General features: G+C 71.6%; 10 protein-coding genes. 8 read left to right on the top strand and 2 right to left on the bottom strand.

Annotation, left to right across the window (positions count from 1 at the left end; all coding sequences use genetic code 11):
- Positions 1-58: 58 nt before the first annotated feature.
- The 4 genes from gcvT to MU522_RS00665 are packed head-to-tail and all read left to right on the top strand — an operon-like array spanning position 59 to position 6,187.
- The gene (gene gcvT, locus MU522_RS00680) at positions 59-1,186 is read left to right on the top strand and encodes a glycine cleavage system aminomethyltransferase GcvT (protein ID WP_246991755.1); all 1,128 of its coding nucleotides are present in this window, start codon (positions 59-61) and stop codon (positions 1,184-1,186) included.
- Positions 1,183-1,542, top strand: a complete 360-nt coding sequence (gene gcvH / locus MU522_RS00675) for a glycine cleavage system protein GcvH (protein ID WP_146356661.1) — start codon at positions 1,183-1,185, stop codon at positions 1,540-1,542. The genes gcvT and gcvH overlap by 4 nt, the downstream gene beginning before the upstream one ends.
- The gene (gcvP, locus tag MU522_RS00670) at positions 1,542-4,385 is read left to right on the top strand and encodes an aminomethyl-transferring glycine dehydrogenase (protein WP_246991752.1); all 2,844 of its coding nucleotides are present in this window, start codon (positions 1,542-1,544) and stop codon (positions 4,383-4,385) included. Before gcvH ends, gcvP begins: the two co-directional genes overlap by 1 nt.
- Positions 4,385-6,187, top strand: coding sequence for an ABC transporter substrate-binding protein (locus tag MU522_RS00665; RefSeq protein WP_246991750.1), 1,803 nt, complete (start codon positions 4,385-4,387; stop codon positions 6,185-6,187). Before gcvP ends, MU522_RS00665 begins: the two co-directional genes overlap by 1 nt.
- An 18-nt stretch (positions 6,188-6,205) precedes the next feature.
- Here MU522_RS00665 and MU522_RS00660 read toward each other — a convergent pair whose 3' ends face one another.
- Entirely contained in the window at positions 6,206-7,015 is an 810-nt protein-coding gene (locus MU522_RS00660) for a CPBP family intramembrane glutamic endopeptidase (protein ID WP_246991748.1), read from the bottom strand.
- A gap of 217 nt (positions 7,016-7,232) precedes the next feature.
- On the opposite strand from MU522_RS00660, the gene MU522_RS00655 reads away from it, so the two are divergent.
- From MU522_RS00655 to MU522_RS00645, 3 genes are all read left to right on the top strand, one after another.
- Positions 7,233-9,065, top strand: a complete 1,833-nt coding sequence (locus tag MU522_RS00655) for an ABC transporter family substrate-binding protein (RefSeq protein WP_225792760.1) — start codon at positions 7,233-7,235, stop codon at positions 9,063-9,065.
- Between the two features lie 163 nt (positions 9,066-9,228).
- Positions 9,229-10,800, top strand: coding sequence for an ABC transporter permease (locus tag MU522_RS00650; RefSeq protein WP_246991746.1), 1,572 nt, complete (start codon positions 9,229-9,231; stop codon positions 10,798-10,800).
- Entirely contained in the window at positions 10,800-11,939 is a 1,140-nt protein-coding gene (locus MU522_RS00645; protein WP_128189798.1) for an ABC transporter permease, read from the top strand. Before MU522_RS00650 ends, MU522_RS00645 begins: the two co-directional genes overlap by 1 nt.
- 10 nt (positions 11,940-11,949) lie before the next feature.
- Here the strand turns inward: MU522_RS00645 and MU522_RS00640 are convergent, their stop codons facing one another.
- Positions 11,950-12,552 (bottom strand): PH domain-containing protein, encoded by a 603-nt coding sequence (locus MU522_RS00640; RefSeq protein ID WP_128189799.1) that lies wholly within the window; start codon positions 12,550-12,552, stop codon positions 11,950-11,952.
- A gap of 56 nt (positions 12,553-12,608) precedes the next feature.
- Here MU522_RS00640 and MU522_RS00635 point away from each other — a divergent pair, with 56 nt between their 5' ends.
- Positions 12,609-14,309 (top strand): ABC transporter ATP-binding protein, encoded by a 1,701-nt coding sequence (locus tag MU522_RS00635; RefSeq protein WP_128189800.1) that lies wholly within the window; start codon positions 12,609-12,611, stop codon positions 14,307-14,309.
- Positions 14,310-14,387: the final 78 nt, after the last annotated feature.

Genomic DNA, 14,387 nt, shown 5'->3' with positions numbered 1-14,387 from the left:
ACTGGAGCCGTTCGAGACGATCGGCGACAGTGGGGGAGTCCAGACCACAGGAGGACTCATGACCGCGCAGGGATCCATCGATCGCACGGCCCCGGTGACGCCGCTGCTCGCCGTGCACGAGGCGGCCGGCGCCCAGCTGATCGACTTCGCCGGCTGGCAGATGCCGGTGCGCTACGGCTCCGACCTCGCCGAGCACCAGGCGGTGCGCGAGCGCGCGGGCCTGTTCGACCTCAGCCACATGGCCGAGCTGCGCGTGAGCGGCCCCGACGCGGGCGCGATGCTCGACCACGCGCTCGCCGGCCGCCTCTCGGCGCTCGAGCTGTGGCAGGCGAAGTACTCGCTGCTGCTCGCCGAGCACGGCGGCATCGTCGACGACCTCATCGTGTACCGCACCGGCGACGCCGAGTTCCTCGTCGTCGCCAACGCATCCAACCGCCACGCCGCGCTCGACGCGCTGACCGAGCGCGCCGCGGGCTTCGACGCGACGGTCGTCGACGAGACCGAGCAGACCGCGCTCATCGCCGTGCAGGGCCCGGCCGCAGCGGCGATCGTCGGTGCGATCGGCCTGGAGTCCGAGCCGCTCGACGGGCTGCGCTACTACCGCAGCCTGCCGGCCGTCTTCGAGGGCGAGGACGTGCTCGTCGCCCGCACCGGCTACACCGGCGAGGACGGCTTCGAGCTGTACATCGCCGCGCACGCCGCGGAGGACCTCTGGCGCGCCATCGAGCTCGCGGGGGAGGGCCACGGGCTCGCCCGCTGCGGTCTCGCCGCGCGCGACACGCTCCGGCTCGAGGCGGGCATGCCCCTCTACGGCCACGAGCTGTCGCTCGACGTGCTGCCCGCGCAGGTCGGCCTCGGCCGGGTCGTCGCGCTCAAGACGAAGGGCGACTTCGTGGGCCGCGCCGCCGTCGAAGCCGGCCCCGCGGCCGACGCGCCCGTGCTCGTCGGCCTCACGGCCGAGGGCCGACGAGCGCCCCGCGCCGGCTACCCGGTGCTCGACGGCGACCGCGTCGTCGGCTCGGTCACGAGCGGCGCGCTGTCGCCGACGCTCGGCCACCCGATCGCGATGGCCCTCGTCGAGCCGGGCTCGGCGACCTCCGACTCCCTGTCCGTCGACGTCCGGGGCACGCAGCTGCCGGCGTCCGTCACCGCGCTGCCGTTCTACACCCGAGAGGCCCGAGCATGAGCGAGACCAAGTACACCGCAGACCACGAGTGGATCCGCGTCGAGGGCGACACCGCCACGATCGGCATCACCGACTACGCGCAGGCCGCGCTCGGCGACGTCGTGTTCGTCGACCTGCCGGGCGTGGGCCGCAGCTTCGCCGCCGGCGAGGCGATCGGCGAGATCGAGTCGACGAAGTCGGTGGGCGAGCTGCTCGCCCCCGCCGCCGGCGAGGTGCTCGAGGTCAACGACGAGGTCGCGGGCGACCCGACGCTCGTGAACTCCGCCGCCGAGGGTGCCGGCTGGCTCGTCAAGGTGCGCTTCTCGGAGGAGCCCGAGCTGCTGGACGAGGCCGCCTACCGCGAGCTCACCGCCTGATGCGCCCGTTCGTCGACCGCCACATCGGCATCGATGCGGCGGCCGAGGAGCGCATGCTCTCGGCCGTCGGCTTCGAGTCGCTCGAGGCGCTCATGGACGCCGCCGTGCCCGCGGGCATCCGCAGCGCCGGCACGGGCATCGGCGAGGCCGCCACCGAGACGAAGGCGCTCGCCGAGCTGCGCGCCCTCGCCGCCCGCAACCGGGTGCGCCACAGCGCGATCGGCCTCGGCTACCACGGCACCGTCACGCCGCCGCCCATCAAGCGCCTCATCCTCGAGAACCCCTCCTGGTACACCGCCTACACGCCGTACCAGCCCGAGATCAGCCAGGGCCGCCTCGAGGCGCTCATCAACTTCCAGACGATGGTCGCCGACCTCGCGGGACTCGACATCGCCAACGCGTCGATGCTCGACGAGGGCACCGCGGTCGTCGAGGCGATGCTGCTCGCGCGCCGCGCCTCGAAGGCGTCGTCGTCGGTCTTCGTCGTCGACTCCGACCTGCTGCCGCAGTCGAAGGCGCTGCTGCGCCACCGCGCGCACGCGACCGGCATCGAGCTCGTCGAGCTGCCGCTCGCCGAGACCGACCCGGCCGACCTGCCCGACGCCTTCGGCCTCATCGCCCAGCTGCCCGGCGCATCCGGCCGCGTCTGGGACGCGAGCGGCGCCTTCGCCGCGGCGACCGAGATGGGCGGCGTGCCGGTGGCGGCCGCCGACCTGCTGTCGCTCGCGCTCATCGAGGCGCCCGGCAGCCAGGGCGCCCGCATCGTCGTCGGCTCCTCGCAGCGCTTCGGCGTGCCGATGGGCTTCGGTGGGCCGCACGCGGGCTTCATGGCCGTCGCCGAGTCGCTCACCCGCCAGATGCCGGGCCGGCTCGTGGGCGTCTCCGTCGACGCCGACGGCTACCCCGCCTACCGGCTCACGCTCCAGACCCGCGAGCAGCACATCCGCCGCGAGAAGGCCACGAGCAACATCTGCACCGCGCAGGTGCTGCTGGCCGTCATGGCGTCGATGTACGGCGTCTACCACGGCCCCGACGGCATCCGCGCGATCGCCGAGGGCGTCCACGCGGTCGCGACCCGCTTCGCGCGCGCTGCCCGCGAGGCCGGCGTCGAGATCGTGCACGACGCGTTCTTCGACACGGTGCGGATGCGCGTGCCCGGCCGGGCGGCCGAGCTGCGGTCGGCGGCGGCCGAGGCCGGCATCCTCGTGCACGCGGTCGACGACGACGTGCTGCACGTCTCGTTCGACGAGACGTGGGCCGAGGAGGGCACGGGCGTGCTGCTCGACGTGCTGCTGCCCGCGCTCGGCCTCGCCGACGCGGGCGAGGGGGAGCGCGCGATCCCGTCGACGCTCGCCCGCCGCAGCGACTTCATGACGCACGAGGTCTTCCACGCGCACCGCTCCGAGACGCAGCTCATGCGCTACGCGAAGCGGCTCGCCGATCGCGACTACGCGCTCGACCGCGGCATGATCCCGCTCGGCTCCTGCACGATGAAGCTCAACGCCGCGGCCGAGATGGAGGCCATCACGTGGCCCGAGTTCTCGCAGCTGCACCCCTACGCGCCGCTCGAGGACGCCGAGGGCTCGCTCGCGCTCATCGACCAGCTGGGCGACTGGCTCGCGCGCATCACCGGCTACGACACCGTCTCGCTGCAGCCGAACGCGGGCGCGCAGGGCGAGCTCGCGGGGCTCATGGCCATCCGCGGGTACCACGACTCGCGCGGCGACCGGCACCGCGACGTCGTGCTCATCCCCGCCTCGGCGCACGGCACCAACGCGGCGAGCGCCGTGCTGGCGGGCATGCGCGTCGTGGTCGTGGCGACGAGCCAGAACGGCGACGTCGACGTGGCCGATCTCGAGGCCAAGATCGGCACCCACGCGGGGCAGCTCGCGGCGCTCATGGTCACGTACCCGTCGACGCACGGCGTCTACGAGTCCGAGATCCGGCGCGTGACCGACCTCGTGCACGAGGCCGGCGGGCAGGTCTACATCGACGGCGCCAACCTCAACGCGCTGCTCGGCCACGCCACCTTCGGCGACATGGGCGGCGACGTCTCGCACCTCAACCTGCACAAGACGTTCTGCATCCCGCACGGCGGCGGCGGCCCGGGCGTCGGCCCCGTGGCGGCGAAGGCGCACCTCGCGCCCTTCCTGCCGCGCGACCCGCGCGAGGAGTCCGAGCTCATCGACGGCCTGCGCGTCGGTGCCAACCCGATCTCGTCGGCGCCGTGGGGCTCCGCGTCGATCCTGCCGATCTCGTGGGCGTACGTGCGCATGATGGGGCTCGAAGGGCTGACGAAGGCGACCGCGAGCGCGGTGCTCGCGGCCAACTACGTCGCCGCGCGCCTGCGCGAGCACTTCCCGGTGCTCTACACGGGCGAGCACGGCCTCGTGGCGCACGAGTGCATCCTCGACCTGCGGCCGCTCAAGGAGGCGACCGGCGTCTCGAACGACGACGTCGCCAAGCGGCTCGTCGACTACGGCTTCCACGCGCCGACGATGTCGTTCCCCGTCGCGGGCACGCTCATGGTCGAGCCGACGGAGTCGGAGGACCTCGGCGAGCTCGACCGCTTCGTCGACGCGATGATCGCGATCAAGGCCGAGGCGGATGCGATCGGTCGCGGCGAGACGCCGCTGGCCGAGAGCGCGCTGCGGCGCGCGCCGCACACGGCGGGCTCGATCGTGCATGGCGACTGGGACCGCCCGTACACGCGCGAGCAGGCGGTCTTCCCCGTCGCGGGCGTCGAGCGGGCGAAGTACTGGCCGCCGGTCGCGCGCGTCGACCAGGCCTACGGCGACCGCAACATCGTCTGCAGCTGCCCGCCGGTGGAGGCGTTCGCCTGATGCTCCGCGGCCGTCGCTCGATCGCCGCCCGTACCGCGTCCGCGGTGGCCGGGGCGGCGGTCGTCGCGATGGCGCTGAGCGCGTGCGGTCCGCAGGTCGAGGCGCGCGTCGTGCCCGGCTCGAGCGTCGACGTGGCGTGGGAGGGCGAGCTCACGGCGGCGAGCGCGGCGAGCGTGCCGGCCGCGACCGCCGGCAACCGCGACGTCGCCGCGCTGACGCGCGCGGCGTTCGCGACGGTCGGCGCCGACGGCGAGCTGCGCGAGGACCCCTCCTTCGGCACCGCGACCGTGGTCTCCGAGGCGCCCTTCACCGTGCGCTACGACCTGGCCGACGGGGTGCGCTGGTCCGACGGCGTGCCGATCGACGCCGCCGATCTCGCGCTCGCGTGGGCCGCGTCGTCGAACGCGCTGTCGACGCCCGACCTCGACCTCGCGTCGCTGCGGGGCGAGGACGGCCGCCTCGACCTGCCGGAGGACGCGGTGTGGTTCGACGTCGCCGATCCCGGCGGGCTCGTGCACGCGGTGGAGGCGCCGGTGCGCGACGACTGGGGGCGCGCGATCGACGTCGCGTTCGCGCAGCCGGTGCCCGACTGGCGCGAGGCGCTCGAGGTCGCGGTGCCGGCCCACGTGCTCGGGCAGCAGGTGCTCGGCATCGCCGACCCGATGGAGGCGAAGCAGCGCGTGCTCGACGCGATCGACCGCGCCGACCCGCTCGCGCTCGCGCCGATCGCCGAGGCCTGGAGCGCCGGGCTGCCGATCAGCGCAGCCGACCCCGCGTCCGGCGCGCTCGTGGCGAGCGGCCCGTACCGCCTCGAGCAGCTGCGCGACGGCCGCGTCGAGCTCGTCGCGAACGACCGGTACGTGGGCGCCCAGCTGCCGCAGATCGAGCGGCTCGTGCTGCACGACGTCGCCGACGACGCGGCGGCGCTGCAGGGGCTCGTCTCCGGCGCGCTCGACGTGGCCGCGGTGCAGCCGGCCGACGGCGACCGCACGACCATCCGCGACCTCGAGCGCGACGACGCGACGCTCATCGCCGGCGCGAGCGGGCTCCGCTGGGAGCTCGCGCTGCGCGCCGACCGCGCGCCGCTGCGCTCGGCCGAGGCGCGCCGCTCGCTGCTGCAGTCGATCGACCGGCAGGCGCTCGTCGAGGCGGCGCTGGGGGAGCGCGCCGAGGAGGCCGACCGCGTCGACGCGCTGCTGTTCCGCCCCGGCACCCGCGTCTACGAGTACGCGCTCGAGGACGCGGGCCTGCCGCAGGCCTTCGGCGGCGCCGAGCCCGAGGCCGCCGCCGCCGAGCGCGACCGGCTCGGCATCCCCGCAGGCACCGAGGTGTGCGTGCGCTACGACCGGTCGGATGCGTTCGCGGCGGCCGCGCTCCCTGCCATGGCCGCGCAGGCGGCCGAGGCCGGCTGGCAGGTGCGCGACTGCGGCGTCGACGACCTCGCCGCCGGGCTCGCGGGGGACGACTGGCACGCGGTGCTGCGCGTCGTCGCGGCGCCCGCCGACGCCGAGGCGGTCGCCGACCGCTGGCGCGGCGGCGGCATCACGGGCGCCGAGAGCCCCGCGCGCGAGGCGCTGCTCGACGAGGCGCTCTCCACGGCCGACCCCGACGCGCTCGAGCAGACGCTGCTCGAGGTCGAGACGTCGCTCGTCGCCGACGCGCTCGCGCTTCCGATCGCCGAGCCGATCCGCCTCACCGTGAGCGCCGCGGGACTCCAGGGCGTCGCGCCCCGCCCGGCCCCCGCATCCCTCACCTGGAACGCGTGGGAGTGGAGCCTCGAGAGCGCCACGCCCGCACCCTGAGACGGCTCGGCCCGGCGGCTACCGCGCGAACAGCTGCGGGAACGCGCCGTACGCCCACGGGTAGCCGATGAAGACGGCCACGTCGATGAGCGTGTGGGCGACGATGAGCGGCACGAGCCTGCCGGTGCGGGCGTAGAGCCAGCCGAAGAGCACGCCCATCGCGACGTTCCCGAAGAGCGCGGGCACGCCCTGGTAGAGGTGGTAGACGCCCCGCAGCGCCGCAGCGGCGACGATGATCGGCCAGGCGCCGAGCCTGCCCGCGCCCCACCCGAGCCGCCGCAGCCGCTCGAAGGCGTAGCCGATCACGATCACCTCCTCGGTGAGGCCGGCGCGCAGCGCCGACAGCAGCAGCACGGGCACGGTGAACCACTGCGCGTCGAGCGGCGACGGCACGACGTCGACGGTGAGCCCCATCGCCCGCCCCGCGAGGTAGAGGGCGAGGCCGGGGATGCCGATCACGAGCACGAGGGCCGCGCCCGAGAGGGTGTCGCGCACCGGCCGGGTCGCGTCGATGCCGAGCGCGCCCAGGTGCGGCCGGCGCGAGCGCCAGAGCAGCCAGCACACGAGCGCCACCGGCACGAGGTCGAGCGCGATGCCGGTGAGCTGGTACGAGAGGTCGAGCCACGCGCGGTCGGAGCGCGCCGGGTTGAGGGCCACCTGCTGCTCGCCGATGGGCGTCGCGCGCGTCGAGACGTCGAGGAACTGCAGCACCGACCAGAGCGCGCTGGCGCCGAGCGACAGCAGCAGCACGATCGCCAGCTCCCACCACAGGCGGCGCTGCGAGGGGGCGTGCTCGCGGACGGGTTCGAGGCGGATGGGCTCGGTCACGGCTCCAGGGTAGGGCCGCGACTTCTGCGCGCCGATCGGGGCCCCTGTGCACATCTGTTGCGCGAGATCGGCGGCGGCGCATTCGATCACGGTTCTGCACCGACTTGGTAACGATCCGGTTGCCGCGCCCGATCGGGCTCGCTCTCGGGCCTACAGTGGCACTCATCCAGAGCACAGCGGCTGTCTGGCCGCGCGCTCACCTTGCACAGGAGGAACATTGAGGATCAAGCGATTCGCTGCGGGCGGCGTGCTGCTCGCGACGGGCGCGCTCGTCCTCTCCGCTTGCACGCCGACTACGGCGCCAGGAGCGGAGATCGTCGAGGGCACGTCCATCACGGCAGCGTGGAACCAGCCGTTCTACTCAGCGAACGGCAACACGTCGTTCGGCAACGCCACCGCGAACAACAACATCAACTACATGACCTACTCGGGGTTCAACTTCTACGACAACACCCCCGAGCTCCAGCAGGACACCTCCTTCGGCTCGTACGAGCTCGTGTCGGAGGACCCGCTGCAGGTCCAGTACACGATCAACGAGGGCGTCCAGTGGAGCGACGAGGTTCCCGTCGACGCCGCCGATATGCTGCTCAACTGGGCAGCCATCTCGGGCGCGTTCAACACGGAGGACTTCGCTCCGGAGGAGTACCAGGACCCGGAGACCGGTGAGTTCACCACCGAGTTCCCCGAGGGCACGGTCTTCTTCGACTCGGGCGCCACGCCCACGTCGGGCCTCGGCCTCGTGCAGGAGACGCCGGAGATCAACGAGGACGGCCGCGGCATCCTCATGACGTACTCCGACTTCTACGTCGACTGGGAGCTCGCGTTCGGCGCCGGCCTGCCCGCGCACGTCATCGCGATGAACGCGCTCGGCATCGAGGACCCGACGGAGGCCAAGCAGGCCGTCATCGACGCCATCCAGAACGAGGACATGGGCGTCATCGCGCAGCTCGCCTCCTACTGGAACACGGGCTTCAACTTCACCGAGATGCCCTCCGACACGTCGGTGCTGACGGCCAACGGCCCGTACATCATCAGCGACTTCGTGGCCGACCAGTACATCACGCTGCAGGCCAACGAGAACTACGTCGGCGACCACCAGCCGCAGGTCGAGACCATCACGGTCCGCTTCATCACCGACGCCATGGCGGCGGTGACGGCGCTCCAGAACGGCGACGTCGACATCATCCAGCCGCAGGCCACGCCTGACGTCCGCGCTGCCCTCGAGGGCACCGAGGGCATCACGGTCAGCTACGGCGAGGGTGCGACGTACGAGCACATCGACCTGCAGTTCGACCAGTCGAAGAACCCGGGCGTCTTCGAGACGCTCGAGGCTCGCCAGTCGTTCCTGCTGACGATCCCGCGCCAGGAGATCATCGACCGCCTCATCATCCCGCTGAACCCGGAGGCCACGGTCCGCAACTCGGCCGTGTTCGTCCCGGGCGCCGAGGGCTACGACGAGTCGGTCGAGAACTCGGGCATCCTCGACATGTACTCCGAGGTCGACATCGAGCAGGCCACGGCGCTGCGCGAGCAGGCCGGCCTGGAGGAGGGCACCGAGGTCTGCCTCCTGTTCGCCTCGACGAACCCTCGTCGCGTGTCGGAGTTCGAGCTCATCCGCGAGTCGGCTGCTGAGGCCGGCTGGACCGTGACCGACTGCTCGTCGCCCGAGTGGGGTGGCCTCCTCGGCGCTCCCGGTGCGTACGACGCGTCGCTCTTCGGATGGCAGTCGACCTCGCTCGGCGTCGCCTCGGTCGGTCCGAACTTCGAGACCGGCGGCATCAACAACCTGTCCTACTACTCCAACGAGGAGATGGACGCTGTCGTGCAGGAGCTCAACACCACCGTTGACACCGAGCGCCAGATGGAGCTGCTGATGGAGATCGACCGCATCCTCGTCGAGGACGCGTTCGGCATCACCATCTTCCAGTTCCCGGAGGTCACCGCGTTCTCCGACCGCATCACGGGCATCGACTCGTCGCCGCTCGCCCCGACGATCTTCTGGAACGTCTGGGACTGGACGCCGACCGAGACGAACGCCTCGGAGGGCTGATCCACCACACCCGCCTCCAGTCCCATCCACTGCTAGTGTGATGTGGCTTCAGGCAGAGAGGCGCCGGACCACCTGGCCCGGCGCCTCTCGCATGAACTCTTCCGACTCGCTCGATCAGCGATCTCGGATCCACCCGTAGACCGGAACTCAAGGAGGCGAACCGGTGGCGACATTCATCGTCAGGCGCCTGATCGCGGCAGTGCTCATCCTGCTCGCCGCGACTTTCCTCATGTACAACATGGTGGCCTTCTCAGGCGACCCGCTCGAGGATCTCCGCGGCGTCCAGACCCCGCAGACAGCGCAGCTCATCGAAGCCCGCATCCGACTGCTGCACCTCGACGTGCCGCCGCCGCTGCGCTACTTCATCTGGCTCGGGGGCATCGGCGGATGCTTCATCGGCCAGTGCGACTTCGGCATGACCATCCAGCAGCAGCCCGTGCTCAACGTGCTCCTGAACTCGATGGACCAGACCCTCCGCCTCGTGACCATCGCCACGATCGTCGCCATCATCCTCGGCATCGTCATCGGCATCACGACGGCGCTGCGCCAGTACTCCTCGTACGACTACGGCGTGACGTTCATCTCCTTCCTCTTCTTCTCGCTGCCGATCTTCTGGTTCGCGGTGCTGCTCAAGCAGTTCCTCGCCATCGGCGCGAACGACTGGCTGCAGACCGGCGCGCAGATCGACTGGTGGGTGATCGTGGTCGTCGCGCTCGTCTCCGGCCTGTTCTGGATGTCGGTGCTCGGCGGCGATCCGAAGCGCAAGGCGATCACCTTCGCCCTCGGCACGCTCGCCGGCGGCCTCGTGCTCGGCTACATGAGCATGTCGGGCTGGTTCCTGAACCCCCGCTTCATCCTCTTCGGGCTCGACTTCTCGCTGCTCGCGATCGCGTTCCTCATGCTCTCGGTGGCGCTCATCGTCACGGCGATCCTCGCCGGCATCAAGAACCGCCGCTCGCTCATGATCGGCCTCGGCGTCGCCGCGGTCGGCATCGCGCTGTACTACCCGGTGAACTACTTCCTGTTCAACCCGCAGGTCGTGCCGATGAACTTCTGGATCCTCGCCGGCCTCGCGGTCGTGACGATCCTCGTTGGCGTCGGCGCCGGCTGGGTCTTCGGCGGCGACAACAAGTCCGTCAACATGAAGATCGGCGGCTGGACGGCGTTCCTCGTCGGCGCGATCATGGTCGTCGACCGGCACATGCAGCTGTGGCAGGCCTATTCGCAGTCCGGCTACATCCGCGGCCGCCCGATCGCCACGATCGGCGCGAGCAACCCGGGCTTCTCGCAGTCGTCCTTCTTCGTGCAGGGCGTCGACGCGTTCACGCACCTGCTGCTGCCGACGATCGCGCTGATGGTCATCTCCTTCGCCGGCTACACGCGGTACACCCGCGCGAGCCTGCTCGAGGTGCTCAACCAGGACTACATCCGCACCGCGCGGGCGAAGGGCCTCACCGAGCGCACCGTCATCGTGCGACACGCGTTCCGCAACGCGCTCATCCCGATCACCACGATCGTGGCGTTCGACATCGCCGGCATCATCGGCGGCGCCGTCATCACCGAGCGCGTGTTCGGCTGGACCGGCATGGGATCGATGTTCATCAACGGCCTCAACCAGGTCGACCCCAACCCGGTGATGGCGTTCTTCCTCGTCACCGGAGCGCTCGCGCTCCTGTTCAACATGCTGGCCGACATCGCATACGCGGCCCTCGACCCCCGGATCCGGGTGAGCTGATGACCACGAACATCCCGCAGACCAACGAGCCGCACGTCACCGACGCCGAGGCCAACCTCGAGCTCAAGGAGATCGAGGGCCTCAGCCAGGGCCAGATCGTCCGGAAGCGCTTCTTCCGGCACTGGGGCGCCGTCACGTCGATGATCGTGCTCGCGCTCATCATCATCCTGGCGTTCACGTCCGTCGGCATCTCGGCCGGCCCCGTCCGCATCCCCGGCTGGTGGGCATGGGACTGGACGCAGAACCCGCGCCCGGTCAACGGCGGCACCCCCTCGTGGGAGCACCCGTTCGGCCAGGACTCGATCGGCAAGGACCTGTTCGCGCTCGTCATGCGCGGCACGCAGCAGTCGCTCATGATCATGGTGCTCGTCGGCCTCATCGGCGCGACGATCGGCATCGTCATCGGCGCGCTGTCGGGCTTCTTCCGCGGCTGGGTCGACTCCGTGCTCATGCGCTTCACCGACGTGATCATCACGATCCCGTTCATCGTGATCGGCGCCGTGATCGGCTCGACCTTCGGCAAGCTCGGCGCCTTCGTGCTCGCGATCGTGCTCGGCCTGTTCTCGTGGACGGGCCTCGCTCGACTCGTGCGCGGCGAGTTCCTCTCGCTCCGCGAGCGCGAGTTCGTCGACGCGGCCCGCGTGGCCGGCGCCTCGAACGGCCGCATCATCTTCAAGCACATCCTGCCGAACGCCATGGGCGTCATCATCGTCAACACGACGCTGCTGATGGCCGGCGCGATCCTGGCGGAGACCGGCCTGTCGTTCCTCGGGTTCGGCGTGCAGCCGCCTGACACGTCGCTCGGCCTCATCATCAGCCTCAACCAGGAGGCGTTCCAGACGCGGCCCTGGCTGTTCTGGTGGCCCGGTGCGTTCATCATCGTGATCGCGCTGTGCATCAACTTCATCGGCGACGGCCTGCGCGACGCGTTCGACCCGCGCCAGAAGCGGATGCCGTCCGAGCGGGCGATGCGCCAGGCCGACGTGGCCGCGGCCGACGCGGCCGCGCTCCGCGGCCACGAGGCCGAGGACCCGGCCTTCGCCGCTGCGGCTGACGGTCAGGCGCCGGGGCCGGACGCCCGTGCGCCGCGCGCCGAGGGCGACACCGCGGGCGACCGCGGCGACCGCGACCGGGGCTGACGTGCTGCGCTCAGCGAAGCACGAGGCCAGCGGCGGCCAGCAGCGCCGGCACGGCGACGATCGCGATCGTCGGCCAGTGCCAGCTGCGGGTCGCCGTGGCCGCCTCGTCGAGCAGGCCCTCGTCGCGCAGCTCCTCCCAGTGGGTGCGGGTGACGTGCGCGGCCGCGCCGGAGACGCTGTGCACGGCGTCTCCGGGGCGGATCGCGCCGCCCACCGTGCTCGACTCGCGGGCGAGGCGGATGTCCTCGGTCGTGACGCGCGCGATGCCGTAGCGGCTCGGCGCCGGCGCCGCCCACGCGGTCAGGCGACGGTCCTCGAGCGTGAGCTCGAGCGCCCACTTGGTGTCGATGCGCTTGATCGCGCCCCACGGCACCTCCCAGGTGCTGAAGGGGTTCACGACCTCGACGCCGCCGTGGTCGATCGTGACCCGCGGGCGCCACATGAAGGCCCACGTGACCGCGGCCCCGAGCAGCGGCCACGGCGCGGACCACAGCAGGCCCACCGGGTCGTCGGCGAGCAGGATGCTCGCCAGGGCGAGCCCCATGAGCACCCCGATCACCACCGTGATCACCCTGCCGAAGGACGATCGGAACACCGCTCGCTGATAGGCCATCCATCCAGTTTCGCAGACCACCACTGCACTGCAGACAACGCAGGAGAGGAGCTCCCGTGACCGACACGGCAGCCGCCCCCGTCGCCGACCGCGACGTCATCCTCGAGGCTCGCGACCTCAACGTCGACTTCTGGGTCGACGGCAAGTTCTACCCGGCCGTCAAGGACGCCGAGTTCAAGGTCCACGCCGGCGAGGTGCTGGCGATCGTGGGCGAGTCGGGCTCCGGCAAGTCGACGACCGCGATGGCGCTCATCAGCCTGCTCCCGCCGAACGCGCGCGTGAACGGCTCGGTGCGGCTCAAGGGCAAGGAGATCCTCGGCATCCCCGAGCGCGACCTCCGCCACATCCGCGGCAACGAGATCGCGGTGATCTTCCAGGAGCCGATGACGGCGCTCAACCCCGTCTACACGATCGGCTTCCAGATCTCCGAGGCGCTCCGCAGCCACTACGACCTCACGGTCGACCAGGCGAAGGAGCGCGCGATCGAGCTGATCGCGAAGGTCGAGATCCCCGACCCGCCGACCGCGTTCAACAAGTACCCGCACCAGCTCTCGGGCGGCCAGCGCCAGCGCGCCATGATCGCCCAGTCGCTCGCGTGCGACCCGGCGCTGCTCATCGCCGACGAGCCGACCACCGCGCTCGACGTGACGGTGCAGGCCGAGGTGCTCGACCTGATGCGCAAGCTGAAGGACGAGCTGGGCTCCGCGGTCATCCTCATCACGCACGACATGGGCGTCGTCGCCGACCTCTCCGACCGCATCATCGTCATGCGCAACGGCGAGATGGTCGACCGCGGCTCGGCGCTCGACGTCTTCCAGCGCCCCTCGCACCCGTACACGAAGGAGCTGCTGGCCGCCGTGCCGTACCTCGGCGTGCACGAGGACGAGACGGGCCGCGCGTTCGAGGCGTCGAAGGTCTCCGACACCGTCGACCCCATCCTGCGCTTCGCGGACGTCGTCATCGAGTACCCGAAGCGCGGCCGGGTGCCGGCGTTCCGGGCCGCCGAGGACATCGACCTGTCGGTGTACCCGGGCGAGATCGTCGGGCTCGTGGGCGAGTCGGGCTCCGGCAAGACGACGCTCGGCCGCGCCGCGATCGGCCTGCTGCCCATCAAGTCGGGCACGCTGACCGTCGCCGGCCACGACATCTCGGCCGCCTCGATGCGCGACCTGCGGCCGCTGCGCGAGAAGACCGGCATCGTCTTCCAGGACCCGTCGTCGTCGCTCAACCCCCGCATGCCGATCGGCGAGTCGATCGGCGAGCCGATCCTGCTCTCCCGCCGCGCGGCGGGCGACGCGATCGACCACAAGGCGCTCGACAAGCGCGTGCAGGAGCTGCTGGAGTCGGTCGAGCTGCCGACCTCCTACCGCAACCGCTACCCGCACGAGCTCTCCGGCGGCCAGAAGCAGCGCGTCGGCATCGCCCGCGCGCTCGCGCTCGCGCCCGAGCTGCTCATCGCCGACGAGCCGACCTCCGCGCTCGACGTGTCGGTGCAGGCGCGCTTCCTCGAGCTGCTCACGGGCATCCAGCAGGAGCTGCAGTTCGCGTGCCTCTTCATCAGCCACGACCTCGCGGTCGTCGACTCGCTCGCGCACCGCATCGTCGTGATGCGGAAGGGGCGCATCGTCGAGGAGGGCACGCGCGACCAGATCCTGCGCAACCCGCAGGACGCCTACACGCAGCGCCTCATCTCCGCCGTGCCGCTGCCGGACCCGGTCGCGCAGGCCGAGCGCAGGGAGTCGCGCCGGGCGAGCTGACCGCCGTCCCGCACGCACGGCCGCGGCCGCCCGCTAGGATGGGCGCCGCGGCCGTTCGTCGCGAACTCCCCAGAACCG

Origin of the sequence: Agrococcus sp. SCSIO52902 (assembly GCF_022983135.1) — a bacterium.
Taxonomy (GTDB): domain Bacteria; phylum Actinomycetota; class Actinomycetes; order Actinomycetales; family Microbacteriaceae; genus Agrococcus; species Agrococcus sediminis.
Note: the sequence above shows the minus strand (reverse complement) of the source record. Positions and strands in the feature narration are given on the sequence as shown.